The organism is Salegentibacter maritimus (genome assembly GCF_016236975.1).
GTDB lineage: Bacteria > Bacteroidota > Bacteroidia > Flavobacteriales > Flavobacteriaceae > Salegentibacter > Salegentibacter maritimus.
This window is the reverse complement of record NZ_JAEHNY010000012.1, coordinates 85,623-101,595: the sequence shown is the minus strand read 5'-3', so window position 1 is coordinate 101,595 and position 15,973 is coordinate 85,623. Positions and strand designations below refer to the sequence as shown.

General features: G+C 37.5%; 16 protein-coding genes. 8 read left to right on the top strand and 8 right to left on the bottom strand.

What is annotated here, in order from left to right; all coding sequences use genetic code 11:
• Positions 1-87 precede the first annotated feature (87 nt).
• Positions 88-453: a DUF6616 family protein gene (locus I6U50_RS13120; RefSeq protein ID WP_198639164.1), complete on the top strand. Its 366-nt coding sequence runs from the start codon at positions 88-90 to the stop codon at positions 451-453.
• Positions 454-510: 57 nt separating this feature from the next.
• Here I6U50_RS13120 and I6U50_RS13115 read toward each other — a convergent pair whose 3' ends face one another.
• The 6 genes from I6U50_RS13115 to trhO all read right to left on the bottom strand — a co-directional run bounded on the left by I6U50_RS13115 (position 511) and on the right by trhO (position 7,405).
• Entirely contained in the window at positions 511-1,164 is a 654-nt protein-coding gene (locus I6U50_RS13115) for a CoA transferase subunit B (RefSeq protein ID WP_198639163.1), read from the bottom strand.
• A 127-nt stretch (positions 1,165-1,291) separates the two neighbouring features.
• A complete protein-coding gene (locus I6U50_RS13110) occupies positions 1,292-1,993 on the bottom strand; it encodes a CoA transferase subunit A (protein WP_198639162.1) in 702 nt (233 codons plus the stop codon).
• A 202-nt stretch (positions 1,994-2,195) separates the two neighbouring features.
• Positions 2,196-4,508, bottom strand: a complete 2,313-nt coding sequence (locus tag I6U50_RS13105; RefSeq protein WP_198639161.1) for a penicillin-binding protein 1A — start codon at positions 4,506-4,508, stop codon at positions 2,196-2,198.
• Between the two features lie 12 nt (positions 4,509-4,520).
• The gene (locus tag I6U50_RS13100; protein WP_198639160.1) at positions 4,521-5,012 is read right to left on the bottom strand and encodes a gliding motility lipoprotein GldH; all 492 of its coding nucleotides are present in this window, start codon (positions 5,010-5,012) and stop codon (positions 4,521-4,523) included.
• Entirely contained in the window at positions 5,005-6,165 is a 1,161-nt protein-coding gene (locus I6U50_RS13095) for a PSP1 domain-containing protein (protein ID WP_193712100.1), read from the bottom strand. Before I6U50_RS13095 ends, I6U50_RS13100 begins: the two co-directional genes overlap by 8 nt.
• 208 nt (positions 6,166-6,373) lie before the next feature.
• Entirely contained in the window at positions 6,374-7,405 is a 1,032-nt protein-coding gene (trhO, locus tag I6U50_RS13090) for an oxygen-dependent tRNA uridine(34) hydroxylase TrhO (protein ID WP_198627903.1), read from the bottom strand.
• A gap of 332 nt (positions 7,406-7,737) precedes the next feature.
• On the opposite strand from trhO, the gene recA reads away from it, so the two are divergent.
• The 4 genes from recA (at position 7,738) to I6U50_RS13070 (ending at position 11,353) form a co-directional block, all read left to right on the top strand.
• Positions 7,738-8,754 carry a recombinase RecA gene (recA, locus tag I6U50_RS13085; protein ID WP_193712102.1) on the top strand — a complete coding sequence of 339 codons (1,017 nt, stop codon included), beginning with the start codon at positions 7,738-7,740 and terminating at the stop codon, positions 8,752-8,754.
• A gap of 131 nt (positions 8,755-8,885) precedes the next feature.
• Positions 8,886-9,368, top strand: coding sequence for a hypothetical protein (locus tag I6U50_RS13080; protein ID WP_198639159.1), 483 nt, complete (start codon positions 8,886-8,888; stop codon positions 9,366-9,368).
• A gap of 15 nt (positions 9,369-9,383) precedes the next feature.
• Positions 9,384-9,926 (top strand): RNA polymerase sigma factor, encoded by a 543-nt coding sequence (locus I6U50_RS13075; RefSeq protein WP_198639158.1) that lies wholly within the window; start codon positions 9,384-9,386, stop codon positions 9,924-9,926.
• A complete protein-coding gene (locus I6U50_RS13070; protein WP_198639157.1) occupies positions 9,923-11,353 on the top strand; it encodes a hypothetical protein in 1,431 nt (476 codons plus the stop codon). Before I6U50_RS13075 ends, I6U50_RS13070 begins: the two co-directional genes overlap by 4 nt.
• Before the next feature lie 73 nt (positions 11,354-11,426).
• On the opposite strand, the gene I6U50_RS13065 is transcribed toward I6U50_RS13070, so the two are convergent.
• Positions 11,427-12,083, bottom strand: coding sequence for a lysophospholipid acyltransferase family protein (locus I6U50_RS13065; RefSeq protein WP_317192032.1), 657 nt, complete (start codon positions 12,081-12,083; stop codon positions 11,427-11,429).
• A 152-nt stretch (positions 12,084-12,235) separates the two neighbouring features.
• Between I6U50_RS13065 and trpS the strand changes: the two genes are divergently transcribed.
• A complete protein-coding gene (trpS, locus tag I6U50_RS13060) occupies positions 12,236-13,204 on the top strand; it encodes a tryptophan--tRNA ligase (protein WP_198639155.1) in 969 nt (322 codons plus the stop codon).
• Here the strand turns inward: trpS and dprA are convergent.
• Positions 13,201-14,301 carry a DNA-processing protein DprA gene (gene dprA, locus I6U50_RS13055; protein ID WP_198639154.1) on the bottom strand — a complete coding sequence of 367 codons (1,101 nt, stop codon included), beginning with the start codon at positions 14,299-14,301 and terminating at the stop codon, positions 13,201-13,203. The genes trpS and dprA overlap by 4 nt on opposite strands.
• Before the next feature lie 98 nt (positions 14,302-14,399).
• Here dprA and I6U50_RS13050 point away from each other — a divergent pair, with 98 nt between their 5' ends.
• Both I6U50_RS13050 and I6U50_RS13045 read left to right on the top strand, forming a co-directional pair.
• Positions 14,400-15,332, top strand: coding sequence for an HU domain-containing protein (locus tag I6U50_RS13050; RefSeq protein ID WP_193712109.1), 933 nt, complete (start codon positions 14,400-14,402; stop codon positions 15,330-15,332).
• Positions 15,333-15,389: 57 nt separating this feature from the next.
• Positions 15,390-15,902, top strand: coding sequence for an acyl-CoA thioesterase (locus tag I6U50_RS13045; protein ID WP_193712110.1), 513 nt, complete (start codon positions 15,390-15,392; stop codon positions 15,900-15,902).
• The last annotated feature ends 71 nt before the right edge of the window (positions 15,903-15,973 follow it).

The window sequence follows — 15,973 nt, the reverse complement described above, 5'->3', positions numbered from 1 at the left end:
TCATATTCTATAGTATTTTAACCTAAGCTAAAGGATTATCCATCAAATATTTCCTAACTTTAAGTACAACCAATAAAACCTAGAGATATGTATTTGTATATTGAAATGTGGAACGTTACCCGCAGATGGTTAAAACTCACTGTAGAAGAACGCCGTAAGGTATTCACAAATATGGAAGATCGCATTAAAGAAATGAAATCCCGTGGCGTAGAGAATATGGGATGGGCGCGAAATGATGAACATACTCCCTACCGAAGTGATTACAGGTATATCACGGTTTGGAAAATGCCTTCTAAGGAGGAAGTGAAAATGTTGGAGGAAAATTTAGATCGTGTTGGCTGGTACAAATATTTTTCTCAAGCCAATTCACGCGGAGAAATTATTGCCAGAGACGAGGCCATAGATTTTCTTGTTAATATAAAAGAAACGTCTACCTCTTTTTTAGATGCGTAAATAACTTAGCACCTGTTTTGGAAGATTTAATTCTAAACATTCCAAAACAGGTGTTACTTATATTTCCATTTCAGGAATATCGCCTTCTACAAGCAACTTTCCTTCGGTAGCCTTTTTAATTTCTTCTACACTTACTCCGGGAGCTCGCTCCAGGAGCTTAAAGCCATCTTTGGTAACTTCAATAACCGCAAGATTAGTCACAATTTTTGTAACACAGGCAACACCTGTTAAAGGCAGGCTACATTTTTTAAGCAATTTTGAAGCGCCGGCTTTATTGGTATGCATCATTGCCACGATAATATTTTCGGCACTGGCAACAAGATCCATAGCACCTCCCATGCCTTTTACCATTTTCCCCGGAATTTTCCAGTTGGCAATATCGCCATTTTCGGCCACTTCCATAGCTCCCAAAATTGTTAGATCTACGTGCTGCCCTCTTATCATCCCAAAACTCATCGCAGAGTCGAAAAAACTTGCTCCGGGAAGGGCTGTTATGGTTTGTTTTCCGGCATTAATCAAATCGGCATCTTCTTCACCTTCTATAGGAAAAGGGCCCATTCCCAAAATTCCGTTTTCACTTTGAAACTCTACTTCTATATCATCGCGTACAAAATTGGCTACCAGGGTAGGAATTCCAATTCCTAAATTCACATAATACCCATCTTTTACCTCTTTGGCTATGCGTTTTGCTATTCCTTCTTTGTCTAACATCCTTTACTAGTTATTCGTTAATTAGTTATTTGTTAATGGTCTAATAATTAGAGTGCACAGATATGCTTCAAATTAGAATTAGTTTCTTAATGTAAGCCTAAAACTAATCACTTTTACCCCTTAACCCTTAACTCACTTTTCTCACCGTTCTCTTCTCTATTCGCTTTTCGTAATTTTTTCCTTCAAAAATACGTTGTACAAAAATGCCCGGAATATGAATTTGATTTGGATCTAATTCTCCCGGCTCTACCAATTCTTCTACCTCGGCAACCGTAATTTTTGCAGCACCACACATTAGAGGATTGAAGTTTCGTGCGGTTCCTTTAAAAATAAGGTTCCCGGCTTTATCACCTTTCCAGGCTTTTACAAAGGCAAAATCGGCTTTAAAGGCTCTTTCCAAAACATACATTTTCCCATCAAATTCGCGGGTTTCTTTAAACTGCGAAACCTCGGTACCGTAACCTGCGGGTGTATATATGGCGGGAAAGCCCTGTTGTGCAGCCTGGCAGCGTGCGGCCAATGTTCCCTGTGGAATAAGTTCTACTTCCAATTCTTCGCTAAGCATTTGGCGCTCAAACTCATCGTTTTCTCCCACATAGGAAGAAATCATTTTATCTATTTGTTTCTTTTGAAGTAAAAGCCCAAGGCCAAAGTCATCTACCCCGGCATTATTAGAAATACAGGTAAGATTTTTTACATTAAGACGTACTAATTCTGAAATGGCATTTTCAGGAATACCGCTAAGGCCAAAACCTCCCAGCATAAACGTCATACCATCTTCTACTCCCTGCAAAGCATCTTTTACATTTGCTACAGTTTTTTTAATCATCGGTATTTAATTTTACCGAAAAATACGAAAATAAAAATGCTGTTACAATGCTTTTAAGCTTGTAGATTATATTTTTCTAATAAATAACGCTTAATTTTTGATAAATAATCAAAAACTCCTGAAGGAATACCACGTGTTATGTATCGAAAAATACTTCTTAAAATGTTAGATAAATCAAGTAAAATTAAAACCTCTAAAGGATTTAAAAATCAAGTTCATCTGGGATACTATCGGTTTCAGATTGGTTTTCCTCATTATATTCTTCACAATCTACCTGTATAGACAGATTATCGGGCTTTGGAAAATTACCTTTTGATACATCAAGTTCCTCATCGGCATAAAGATCTTTCATATACATCCCCCAAATTGGTAATGCCATAGTAGCACCCTGCCCATAGGTTAAACTAGGAAAATGAACTGCTCTATCTTCAGCACCCACCCAAACTCCGGTCACTAAATTAGGCACCATACCCATAAACCAGCCATCACTTTGGTTTTGCGTGGTCCCGGTTTTACCTGCTATAGGGTTTTTAAAATCATATGGATACCCGGTAACACCGCGTTTGTAATGAGCAAAATCTTTGGCATAGGTACCACGTAAACGAACCCCTGAACCGTACTGTGTAACTCCTTCTAAAATATTCACCGTTACATAAGCCGCTTCTTTATTAAGCACATCGCGGGTTTCTGGAACATGTTGATAAAGTACCGTTCCGTTTTTATCTTCAATTCGGTTTACAATAACCGGTTTCACATACACCCCTTCATTTACAAAAGTGCTATATGCCGATACCATTTCAAAAAGACTCATGTCTTCGGTACCCAAAGCAATTGCCGGACCTTCAGAAAAGTTTTCAGTATCTACGCCTAATTTTTTAATCAAATCTATTACCGGTCCTGGTCCGGTCCTATCTATAAGCCGGGCGGTTACCGTATTCACAGATTGTGCAAGGGCATTCTTTAAACTAATCATTCCCTCGTATTTTCCATTCGCATTTGAAGGAGACCAATCTTTAGCATTTCCATATTTACCGGCTTCGATAGTAAACCTGTTTTTAGGCATTATATCACAGGGAGAAAGCTTTAGCTGGTCTATTGCCGTGGCATACACAAAAGGCTTAAAGGTAGAGCCTACCTGACGCTTACCTTGTTTAACATGGTCGTATTTAAAATGTTTAAAGTTAGTACCTCCAACCCAGGCTTTTACTTCCCCTGTTTGCGGTGTCATAGACATTAAACCTGCCTGTAAAAAGCCTTTATAATAAAAAATAGAATCTTTAGGAGTCATAATCGTATCTTTTATCCCATCCCAGGAAAAGACACGCATTTTGGTTTCTTTATCAAAAGAAGCCAGGATGGTCTCCTCAGATTTACCCTGCTCTTTCATTTCGCGCCATCTCACAGAACGTCGCATAGCACTTTTAACAATATTATTAATTTGCTCCTGATTTAAATCTCTAAAAGGTGCGGTCCTGTTTTTCTCATTTTGCCTGTCAAATTCCTTCTGCAAATGTGAAATATGTCTTTCTACTGCAGTTTCGGCATACTGCTGCATCTTAGAATCTATACTGGTATAAATTTTTAAACCATCGCGATACAGGCTATATTCGGTATCATCGGGTTTTGGATTTTTTTCTATCCAGTCTTTCATAAAGCCTTGTAGGTATACACGAAAATAGGTTGCCATCCCTTCATCGTGGCCCTCAGGGGAAAAATCAAGGTTTAAGGGTAATTTTTGAAGTGAATCTTTTTCTTGCTCAGACAAATAACCATTTTTATACATTTGAACAAAAACCTGATTACGACGCTGTTTTACCAGTTCGGGCCTACGTACAGGATTGTATAAAGCAGCATTCTTTAACATTGCTACCAATACCGCTGATTCTTCTATGTTAAGATTTTTAGCTTCTTTACCAAAGTAAATTTTTGAAGCCGAACGAATCCCAACAGCCTGATACACAAAATCGTATTTATTAAAATACATGGTAATAATTTCCTCTTTTGTGTACTGGCGCTCTAATCGGGTAGCGATTATCCATTCTTTTACTTTTTGTAAAATCCTGGCAAAAGGGTTATTTGAAACCTGTTCGGTAAATAATAATTTAGAAAGCTGTTGCGTAATGGTACTGGCACCTCCACGGGTACCCAGGTAGACTGCGGCCCGTATAGTTCCTTTGGCATCTATCCCAGCATGTTTATAAAAACGCTCGTCTTCTGTGGCAACAAGGGCTTCCACTAAATGATCTGGAAGGTCTTCATATTTTATTGGCGTACGGTTTTCGCTATAATACTTCCCCAGGGTTTCCCCATCTGAAGAGAAAATTTCGGTAGCGAGATTAGTTTCAGGGTTCTCCAGCTCTTCAAAATTGGGCATCTTGCCAAAAGCACCCCAACCTGCCATTAAAAAAATTAAAACTACAGCTAAAAATCCTATTCCAAAAAGAGTCCAAAATCCAATAATATAAGGCCTTTTACTGGTTTTGGTCTTTTGCTGTTTCTTTTTTGTTGCGGCCATGTATATAAAATATTATTGCAGGTCTTTTTCAATCCTGAAACCTACGTGGGTAATTCCTTCTAAATTTTCTATTCCCTCTACCTCGTCGTTTTTACGCATTGCCTGTTTAATGGCAATTTTATATTCTCCGGGTTCGGTAAAACTTACATTCTCTTTATACCAGAGTTTGCTTTCTTTTACATCACCAAAACCCGTACCAAGCCAGGTTCCATCTGGCGCTGCCATTTCATATTCTAAAGTATCGGTAACTACCTTTCCTTGCGGAAAACGCATTTCGGTAATCAAAAATAAATTGCTGTATTTATAATCTTTATTATTCCTAAGGTTTATAAACAGGTTATAAGTTTGTAACGAGTCTAATTCTCCCAGGTTAAAAACAAGGCTAGAATCTTTTTCCCAACCTCCGGTTATAGGCTGATATTCGTCGTAAACCCGTTTTTTATCACAGGAAGTAAACAAGGCAAAAGCACCCAAAAAAATTAAAAATATACAGGCATTACGCATTCTTAGAAGGTTTTCCTTTACGTTTTCTTCGTTTTTTTGACTTGTTCCTTTTTTGCTGTCCTTTGGGTTTATCAAATCTTGTTAAACTGTCCTGGCCAACAACATTATTAAAATCTGGTTTTTCTTCCATTTGAAGCTGTACTTCAAATTCCTCAAGGCTACCAACATCTTCTTTCTTTCGGTTTGCAGCAATTATTTTATTGGCCTGCTCTGCAGTTAATTTATGCCAGTTCATCCATTCGCCTTCATAAGCATACCAAAGTACCCCCTGAAAAATATCTATTTTCTGGCAAACTGCAGTTCCTTTTTTAGTAAATAGCTTCGTATCGGTTCTTGGAAATGTTTTTAAAGCTTCCAGGTAAGAGTCGAGCTCGTAGTTAAGGCAACACTTTAACTTACCGCATTGTCCCGCTAATTTCTGCGGATTTAATGATAATTGTTGGTATCTTGCCGCCGAGGTACTTACCGATCTAAAATCTGTTAGCCAGGTAGAACAGCATAGCTCTCGCCCGCAGGAACCAATTCCACCCAAACGGGCCGCTTCCTGCCTTAAACCAATTTGACGCATTTCAATACGTGTATTGAATTCCCTGGCAAATTCCTTGATTAACTGACGGAAATCTACACGATCATCGGCCGTATAATAAAAAGTAGCTTTTGAAGCATCTCCCTGAAATTCAACATCGCTAATCTTCATACTTAGATTAAGCCTAATGGCAATTTCCCGGGCACGTTTCTTAATGGGTTCTTCCCTTTCGCGTACTTCTTCCCAAACATCTATGTCTTTTTGAGTAGCTTTTCGGTAAATCTTTAAAACTTCTTCACTATCGGGTTTTACTTTTTTCTTCTTCATTTGCACCCTAACCAGTTCTCCGGTAAGGCTTACCATACCTACATCATGGCCGGGAGAAGCTTCTGTGGCTACTACATCTCCCATACTAAGGCTTAGGTTTTCGGTATTTTTAAAAAAGTGTTTTCTTCCGTTTTTAAAGCGCACTTCCACGCAATTAAAAGCTTCTACGCCATTGGGCATAGACATATTTGAAAGCCAATCGAATACAGAAAGTTTATTACAGGAATCTGTTCCACAGGTACCATTATTTTTACATCCTTTTGGCTGACCGTCTTTGGTTGAGCAACTGCTACAAGCCATAAATAGTTTATATGTTGGAAGCCTTACAAAATTAATTTGCAGACTTTTGGGTTTATATTGAGTTTCTAAAAAAAGAACCCCGGGACAATCCCAAGAGTTATAAACCGAAAGTTTACACTTGAATAGAAGCAATCCTCTAAACAATTAAATTTCGATTATCGAGTAAATATACCAATATTAATTGGCACTCTCTTTTTAGAACGCTTTCTTAACTTTTATATTTTAAAACTTTAGAACGCCCTTTTTTAAATATTTTATTGCTATTTCCCTTACCTTTTCTAAGTGCTTTTTGCTCTTCGTAAGGCAAAGCTGCAATTTCCATACAGCTGGTAGAGCAACAATTATTCATTTTTTTGGCACATTCCTCACACTGAATAAACAGTAAATGGCAAGCTTCATTGGCACAATTTACGTGCGTATCGCAAGCCTTTCCGCATTGGTGACAATTTGCAATGACCTCTCCTGAAATTTGCTCGGCCCGGCGATGATCAAAAACAAAATTCTTACCAATAAATTTATTCTCCAGTTTTTGCTTTTCAACCTGGCGGGCATATTCAATAATACCACCTTCCAATTGATATACATTTTTAAAGCCCTTATGTTTATAATAGGCACTGGCTTTTTCACACCTAATACCCCCGGTACAATACATCACCAGGTTTTTATCCTCCTTATACTCCTTGAGGTCATCTTCTATAATTGGCAAAGAATCCCTAAAAGTGTCTACATCTGGAGTGATGGCCCCCTGAAAATGACCAATTTCACTTTCGTAATGGTTTCGCATATCTACCAACACCGTATTAGGATCGCTAATAAGCTCGTTGAACTTTAAGGCATCTACGTGTACTCCTTTGTTGGTTACATCAAAGGTGCTATCATTTAAACCGTCGGCCACAATCTTTTTACGCACCTTTACCTTTAGTTTTAAAAAGGCCTTAGCATCGTGTTCTATTGCGATATTAAGCCTCACGCCTTCAAGAAAATAAATATTGTCTATAAACTCTTTAAATTCTTCAAAACGTTTTGCCGGAACAGAAAGTTGAGCGTTAATCCCCTCGTGGGCAACATAAATTCTCCCCAGTACATCCATGTTGTCCCAGGCAATAAAAAGATGGTTTCTAAATAAATGCGGATTACCAATCTTGGCATAGGCATAAAAAGAGAGCGTTAAACGGTCTTCACCTGCTTCGTCTATAAGTGTTTCTCTCTCTTTAGCACTTAATTTATTGTACAGTTGCATGCTATACTAATTAGTTAAGGTTAAAGAAATTTTTTGCAAAGATACGTTTAAAAATTAAGGATGAAAAAATGCACAAAAATCTATTGCTAAAGTTTTCTTTGTTAATAATTCAATTTTAAAACTTTTATACCCGTTTTTGCATCGTTAAACCTTCAAAAATATATTTTATTTTTAAAATCCCTGATATAGCCAAAAAAACCTAAACCAAAAAACACTATTTTTTCATGTAAGTCTGGGAGGAAAAAGTAAATATTCAAAAGCCATGTATATAAAATTGTGATGCAACAAAACTTATAGTAATTTAGCAACTCTCTAAACAGATTATTCAAACTATGAGCAACGATAAAGAAAAAGAAGCAAAATTAAAAGCATTAAAGCTTACCCTGGATAAAATGGACAAAACCTACGGAAAGGGTACGGTAATGAAGATGAGCGACCAGGCCGTAGTAGATATAGATGCAATTTCTACCGGTTCTTTGGGCTTAGATTTAGCCATGGGCATTGGAGGATATCCACGCGGAAGGGTTATTGAAATATACGGGCCGGAATCTTCGGGTAAAACAACCTTAACTTTACACGCTATAGCTGAAGCTCAACAAAAAGGAGGCATTGCCGCCTTTATTGATGCTGAACATGCTTTTGATCGTTTTTATGCAGAAAAACTTGGAGTAGATATAGAAAACTTAATTATCTCTCAACCCGATAACGGAGAACAGGCCTTAGAAATTGCCGATAATTTAATTCGATCTGGTGCCATAGATATTATTGTGGTAGACTCGGTTGCAGCACTTACTCCAAAAAGTGAGATTGAAGGGGAAATGGGCGATTCTAAAATGGGCTTGCACGCACGTTTAATGTCTCAGGCACTTAGAAAACTAACTTCCTCAATTAGCAAAACCAATTGTACGGTAATCTTTATTAACCAGCTAAGGGAAAAAATTGGGGTTATGTTTGGCAATCCAGAAACCACCACCGGTGGTAATGCCCTAAAATTCTATGCTTCGGTACGTTTAGATATAAGGCGTTCTACCCAAATAAAAGACAGTAGTAGCAATGTTTTGGGGAACAAAACCCGTGTAAAAGTGGTAAAAAACAAAGTTGCCCCACCTTTTAAAACGGCAGAGTTTGACATTATGTATGGCGAAGGAATTTCTAAAATTGGAGAGATTATAGACATTGGTGTAGATTACGAGATCGTAAAGAAAAGTGGTTCCTGGTTTAGTTATGAAGACACTAAATTAGGGCAGGGACGTGATGCGGTAAAGACCCTATTAAAAGACAATCCTGATCTTATGGAAGAATTGGAGGAAAAGATAAAAAACGCCATTAAAATTGCTAAAGAAGCATAGGTGTTTGTTAAAACAATAGCAAAGTCAAAAAAATCCCTTTTTACAGGGATTTTTTTTATTTCAAAACGCAACCTTTTAAGGTGCTAAGCATCTATAAGACAATAAAACAATTTAAAATCAAAATTATTAAAATGAAAAGATTAATTTTATTATTTGTGAGTGCATTGGTGTTGGTAAGTTGTAATACAGACGATGGCCCAAGTATTGCTTATGATGTTGCCCTAATCACTGATGCAGATTTACCCGAGTATTTTGAAAAGGATGAAACTTACGAGATTAATGCAGATTACACTTTAAATTCAGCCTGCCATAAGTTTGTGACGTTTGATTCCAGCCAGGGGAGAAATGAAGAAAATGACTCTATTTATGAATACAACATCACAGTTATATCTTCATACGATCCTGCCCTTACAGAGTGTACGGTAGAAAACGATAGTTTATCCAGAACCTCTCAACTTGCTAAAGACTTTAGAGTAAGATCAGAAGATTACACTACTTACCGTTTCAATTTCCTATCAGGTTTTGACAGTGACGACAAGCCAGAATACATAACAATAGATGTACCGGTAGGAGAACCAGAGCCGGAAACACCAGAAGAAAATACTAACGCATAACAAATAGTTAAGTTAGTGAGTTTAAAAAAACTCATAAATAAGTGTAAAAAAAAGGATATTAAGGCACAGGAAAAGCTTTACCGCATGTACGCCGGAAAACTTTTTGGCCTGTGCCTTAAATATTCTAACAGCTATGAACAGGCCGAAGACAGCCTGCAGGACGGCTTTATTACAATTTTTAACAAAATAGGGCAGTATAAAGACAAAGGTTCTTTCGAGGGCTGGATGAAACGCATTGTAATAAATACCAGCCTACAGCAACACAGAAAAAATAGGTATTTCGAGATTATTAATGAAAACTTACTGGAAGACCCTGAAATAGAGGTCGATAATGAAGAAATTAGCACAGATTTTCTTTTAGAGAAAATTCAGGAACTTCCTACACGGTATCGGCAAATTTTTAACCTGTATGCTTTAGACGGGTTTTCACATAAAGAAATTGCAGACATGCTTGGCATTAGCGTTGGCAGCTCAAAATCTAACCTTGCCCGTGCCAGGAATATTTTAAAAGAAAAAATAGAAAATCATCTAGACGGCAATAAGGTGCACTCGCTATGAAAGAAAGAAAAAATATAGACCGGCTATACCAGGAAAAGTTTAGGGATTATAACCCTGAGCCCAAACCTGAATTATGGAATTCTATTGCCGGAAAATTAAATGAAAAAGATGAGAAAAGACCATTTATAATCCCTTTATGGATGAAAATTGGTGGCGTTGCCGCAATTTTAGCGCTTATGCTAAGCGGATACTTCTTTAGCCAAAATAATTTTACCCAAACCCGGGTAGTCTTTGAAATAGAAGAAAAAGCAAAGCCCAATATTAACTTTCCAGACATAAACACTAATACCAGTTTTACTATAGCTTCAGAACTTTTAAATAACCTGGAGAAATCATCTACTTCAACTAGAGTTAACCAAAACATTGCCCAAAGCAACACTGCAATTGCTGCTAATACTAAAAAAAGCCACAGCAGTGACAAAACCTATCCTTCTGAAGAAAATAGAGAACCTGCAATCAATACTTCAGAAGAAAAAAACAATAAAACAGCCATAGCCGAAGAAAGTGAATCATCTTCAAAAGCCCCAAAAAATAAGGTCAACCCATTCAACCCGGAAAAACAGGATGACAAAAATATTGCAGAAGCCATTGCTGAAAACAATAGCGGGAAAAATAGGGAGTTTTCTCCTGATGAACCAAACGCGTTAGCTGAATTGGAAAAAGAAAAAAGGCTTGAAGAAGACGAAGAGCGTATTGCGACCGTCTCAAAAAAGAAACTTCGTTTAAGCACTTTCGCAGCCCCGGTTTTTTACGATAATATTGGTAGTGGCAGCGCGATAGATCCAGAATTTGCAGGAAACAAAACCAATTCTGAAGTGAGTATGGCCTATGGAATGAACCTGGCCTACGCTATTTCAGATAAGATAAAGATAAGGAGCGGAATTTCAAAAGTTAGCATGAGCTACAATATTGAAGATATTGTATTCTCTCCGGGAGTTGCGGCAAGCTCTATAAGTATTATTAATGATCACAAAAAAAACAATCCTCAATTAAATAGTATACATAGCGGATCGCCAAATTCACCAAATTCAGAAAGTCAATTTGATTTAGCTCCTTTAAGTCGATCTTTCCCAGGAGAACTCAACCAACAGTTTGGTTTTATTGAAGTGCCTCTGGAAATAGAATACAACTTACTGGATAAAAAGGTAGGACTTAATATAATTGCCGGTGGAAGTAGCTTATTTCTAGATGAAAATAGTATACAGGTAAATGCCAATAACCAAAATACAAGGCTTGGAGAAGCTAAGAATATTAACAAAGTGAGCTTTAGTACAAATATAGGTGTGGGGCTGGATTATAAACTTTTTGACAATTTTAAGTTGAATGTAGAGCCTATATTTAAATATCAGCTAGAAACTTTTGATGATGCACCGGGCGTAAAACCCTTTTATTTTGGTGTTTATTCGGGTGTTAGTTTTAGCTTTTAGGCAGGGTAACTATTGCATTTAAGATCCTTCTAAAAATTTAAATGGAAGACTTTTAAAAGCTTATTCCCTCTTTTTAATTTCTTTTAAGCTCGTCTAAAATAATTTGTCTCGTCTGTTCCCTCAATATCTTTCTATTGCCGGTTTGCATTGTTTTGGTGCTTATAAACTTATGGATTTTCACCCGTAGCTTACCCGGCCCTCCCGAAATGAACTTATAGGAAAACCTTTTTTTATTGTCATAAAAAGTAATGGGCACTATAGGAATTTTATGGGCTATAGCCAATCTAAAAGCACCATCTTTAAAGGAATCCAAAACCAAAGACATATCGTCTGGCACACCGCCTTCGGGAAAAATACAAATGCTCTCTCCCATATCTAATCTTCGGCGCGCTTCGGTTACTACATCTTGCTTACTTTTAGCACAACTTCTATCTACGGTGATATTGGTTTTTCGGTAGAAAAAACCAAAAATAGGAATTTTAGCAAGTTCCCTCTTTCCAACAAAAATGAAGGGCTGTTTAATAATCACGAGCATCATCATAATATCTATCATAGAAGTATGATTGGCCACTAACATGTAATTTTTACCGGGGTCAAGTTGCTGCATTCTTTCAACTTCAGGATAAAAACCCATTCCGTATAAGATACATTTTGCCCAAATACGGGCACAAAAATAAAATTTTGGGTAAAATCGCTCAGCCGAAGAAAACACCAAAAGTACCGGTAACATTAGCAAAATTGGTATTACAAGTAATATATAAAACCAAATTCGCCATAAAATAATAAGTATAGATCGCATAATGCTCATAGCAGCCAAAAGTACTAAAATGAACCGAACGAATTCGGTAAAAAAAGTACCTTTGCACAAAAACCAAAAAGCAGATGTCCAGAATTCTTACAGGAGTACAAAGCACAGGAACTCCACACTTGGGAAATTTATTGGGTGCAATTTTACCGGCTATAGAAATGGCCAATAAACCCGATAACGATTCTTTTATATTTATTGCAGATATGCATTCGCTAACCCAAATAAAAGATGCCGAAACTTTAAGAAACAACACCTACTCTGTGGCGGCAACCTGGCTGGCTTGTGGTATAGATATTGAAAAAACAGTTTTTTATCGCCAAAGCGATATTCCGCAAACTGCAGAGCTTTCCTGGTATTTAAGTTGTTTTTTTCCCTACCAGCGTTTAACTCTGGCACATTCTTTTAAAGATAAGGCCGATAGGCTGGAAGATGTAAACGCGGGACTTTTCACCTACCCTATGCTAATGGCGGCCGATATATTACTTTATGATGCCGAAATTGTGCCCGTAGGAAAAGACCAGCTTCAACATTTAGAAATTACACGTGACGTGGCCTCTCGTTTTCACGCTAAAATGGGAGAAGCTTTTATAATTCCCGAGGCAAAAGTTCAGGAAAGCACAAAATATGTACCGGGTACCGATGGTGCCAAGATGAGCAAATCTAAAGGTAATACCATAAATCTATTTGTAAACGATAAAAAGCTAAGGAAACAAATTATGGCCATTGCTACCGATAGCACTGCTCTAGAGGAACCTAAAAACCCCGATACCTGTAATGTTTTTACACTTTATAAATTAGTAGCCAGCGAAGAACAGGTTACCGAAATGCGTAAAAAATATGAAGCCGGCGGATTTGGCTATGGCCACGCTAAACAAGCTTTATACGAACTACTTTTAGAGCAATTTGAAACTCCACGTAAAAAGTATGAATATTACATGAACAATCTGGAAGAAATAGACAAAGCCCTGGAAGTAGGTGCCGAAAAAGCCAGAAATGTAGCTAATGAAGTATTACATAGGGTAAGAAACAAAGTAGGCTACTAGATTAATTCAAATAATTTACCGGGTAATGGGCGTACAACGCCTTTTAATTCCATGTTAATTAAAATACCCGCAGCTTTATAAGAGGGAAAGTTACAGTTTAAAGCTATGCTATCTAACTGGGCTTTCCCTTCTTTTTGCAAAAAATCCAATATATTATTCTCCTCGGCATCAAGTTCTACAAACATCTGTTTTTGCACCGGTTTTATTGCTTCTTCCGGCTTCCAATTAAGCATGTAAATCAAATCGGCTGCACTGTTCAACAAATGTGCTTTTTGAGATTTTATAAGGTTATTACAACCCTTGCTAAATTTATCGGCCGGCCGGCCCGGCACCGCAAATACTTCCCGGTTATAAGAGTTCGCAATATCTGCAGTAACCAGCGAACCGCCTTTTTCGGCACTTTCTATCACCACGGTAGCCTCACTTAGGCCGGCGATTATCCGGTTGCGCTTTAAAAAATTATTTCTGTCGAAATCGTCGCTGCTCCAAAAATCGGTAAAAAAGCCTCCATTTTCTTCTACCGAACTCACGTATTTTTGATGCACTTTGGGATAAATTTGATTTAAACCATGCGCCAAACACCCAATATTTTGAAGCCTATTGGCTACGGCCGCTTTATGCGCTGTAATATCTACCCCGTAAGCAAAACCTGAAACAATTATAGGATTTAATGGACTTAGTTCTTCGATAAATTTTTCACAAAATGCAACGCCACTTTGAGTGATTTTTCGGGTTCCTACTACACTAATAATCTTTTGATTATTAAGGTTTATATTTCCTCTTTGAAATAATAACACCGGGCCATCTATACAGTGTTTTAATTTGTCTGGATAATCGCTGTCTTTAAAATAAAGTGTTTTTATATTGTTCTTTTCAATGAATTTAAGCTCTTCTTCGGCTGCTTTTAGGTGAGCAACATCAAAAAACCCACTTAAACGGTAGGCACCAATACCATCAATTTTTAATAAATTTTGTTTTCTCTGTTTTAAAACATTTTTAGCAGTTCCAAAATGCCCAATTAGTTTCTTAGCAGTTGTATCTCCCAGATTTGGAATATGTTGCAAAGCAAGGATATATAATAATTCTTCTGAAGACATAATTGGGTTTTCCTTAAAATTACAGAAAAAAAGGTTTGTTAATAAAATTTCTTTGGGTAACTTTAGGAGGATTAAAATAACACCTTATTTTTGCGGCAATGAAGATAGCTAACTACATCCAGGATTTATTATATAGGTACGAATGCGTAATTCTACCCGGGTTTGGGGCTTTTTTATCCCAAAAAGAATCAGCTTTTATAAACAAAGAAACCCAGGTTTTTTATCCGCCTAAAAAAGTGGTTTCCTTTAATTCGCAGTTAAAAAAGAACGATGGGCTTTTGGCTAATTATATTGCCTCAGCTCAAAAAGTATCTTACACTACTGCCGTGAATATGATTGCTGAATTTGTTGAGAAGTTAGAAAAATCCATTCAGCAAGACACTAAGGTTGAGCTTGAAAATATTGGTCGGTTTTTTTATGCTGAAGACAAACTTCAGTTTGAACCTTTTGAACAGGTTAATTACTTAACCGATTCTTTTGGACTGGATAGCTTTAAAACTTCAACAGTTAGTCGGGAGACTTACAAAAAACAAGTGGAAGAGCTTGAAGAAAAAGCTCCTATACTTTTTACTCCCGAAAAACGCAGAAATACTCCTGCTTATCTAAAATATGCTGCCATAGGCCTTATTGCCCTGGGAATTTCTGGTTTTACCGGCTTAAACATTTACAGCAGCCAGGTTTCTAAACATAATATAGCCGAGCAGCAACAAGCCCAGGAACAACTTCAGGAGCAAATACAACAAGCCACCTTTGTAATTGACACCCCATTACCGGCCGTTACTTTTAACGTAGCTAAGCAAACCGGAAGCTATCATATTGTAGCCGGGGCATTTCGTGTAGAGGAAAATGCAAAAACCAAAGTAGCTGAACTTAGAAAAGAAGGCTTTAAAGCACATCTACTTGGCGAAAATAAATATGGTTTGCACCAGGTGGTTTATGCCAGCCACGAAAAAAGACGTGATGCCATTAATATGCTTCGCGAGGTAAAAGCTTTTAATGAAGCAGCGTGGTTATTGGTACAGGAACTTTAATAGTTATTTAAGTTGTAAATTGCCCAAAGCACCTTATTTTTGCCAAAAATTGGCAGAATGCAGGCAAAACATCCAGAAGAATCCAGAACTACTTTAACCGATTTGGTTTTACCCAGTGAAACCAACCCTCTAAACAATTTATTTGGTGGCGAATTACTTGCCCGAATGGATCGTGCGGCCAGTATTGCTGCCAGGAGACATAGCCGCCGTATTGTGGTTACCGCCTCGGTAAACCACGTTGCGTTTAACAAAGCTGTTCCATTAGGTAGTGTGGTTACTGTAGAGGCTGCTGTTTCGAGAGCTTTTAAGTCTTCTATGGAAATTTTTATAGATGTTTGGGTTGAAGATCGTGAAAGCGGAAAACGTTCTAAGGCAAACGAGGCTATCTATACATTTGTAGCTGTAGACGAGACCGGTTCTCCTGTAGCTGTTCCTCCTTTAGAACCTGAAACAGACCTCGAAAAAGAGCGCTACGAAGCTGCTTTGCGAAGAAAACAACTTAGCCTGGTACTTGCAGGAAAAATGAAGCCTAACGAAGCTACAGAACTCAAGGCTTTATTTGAGAATTAATAATATAATAAGCCTATTTATTTCCCAAGCTTTCACATTAAAAGCTAAATAGCACTATCATAATAATTTAG

Coding starts and splice junctions, on each gene's coding strand:
- I6U50_RS13120 (WP_198639164.1), top strand. CDS start 88: ATGTATTTGTATATTGAAATGTGGAACGTTACCCGCAGATGGTTAAAA.
- I6U50_RS13115 (WP_198639163.1), bottom strand. CDS start 1,164: ATGTTAGACAAAGAAGGAATAGCAAAACGCATAGCCAAAGAGGTAAAA.
- I6U50_RS13110 (WP_198639162.1), bottom strand. CDS start 1,993: ATGATTAAAAAAACTGTAGCAAATGTAAAAGATGCTTTGCAGGGAGTA.
- I6U50_RS13105 (WP_198639161.1), bottom strand. CDS start 4,508: ATGGCCGCAACAAAAAAGAAACAGCAAAAGACCAAAACCAGTAAAAGG.
- I6U50_RS13100 (WP_198639160.1), bottom strand. CDS start 5,012: ATGCGTAATGCCTGTATATTTTTAATTTTTTTGGGTGCTTTTGCCTTG.
- I6U50_RS13095 (WP_193712100.1), bottom strand. CDS start 6,165: ATGGCTTGTAGCAGTTGCTCAACCAAAGACGGTCAGCCAAAAGGATGT.
- trhO (WP_198627903.1), bottom strand. CDS start 7,405: ATGCAACTGTACAATAAATTAAGTGCTAAAGAGAGAGAAACACTTATA.
- recA (WP_193712102.1), top strand. CDS start 7,738: ATGAGCAACGATAAAGAAAAAGAAGCAAAATTAAAAGCATTAAAGCTT.
- I6U50_RS13080 (WP_198639159.1), top strand. CDS start 8,886: ATGAAAAGATTAATTTTATTATTTGTGAGTGCATTGGTGTTGGTAAGT.
- I6U50_RS13070 (WP_198639157.1), top strand. CDS start 9,923: ATGAAAGAAAGAAAAAATATAGACCGGCTATACCAGGAAAAGTTTAGG.
- I6U50_RS13065 (WP_317192032.1), bottom strand. CDS start 12,083: ATGTTACCGGTACTTTTGGTGTTTTCTTCGGCTGAGCGATTTTACCCA.
- trpS (WP_198639155.1), top strand. CDS start 12,236: ATGTCCAGAATTCTTACAGGAGTACAAAGCACAGGAACTCCACACTTG.
- dprA (WP_198639154.1), bottom strand. CDS start 14,301: ATGTCTTCAGAAGAATTATTATATATCCTTGCTTTGCAACATATTCCA.
- I6U50_RS13050 (WP_193712109.1), top strand. CDS start 14,400: ATGAAGATAGCTAACTACATCCAGGATTTATTATATAGGTACGAATGC.
- I6U50_RS13045 (WP_193712110.1), top strand. CDS start 15,390: ATGCAGGCAAAACATCCAGAAGAATCCAGAACTACTTTAACCGATTTG.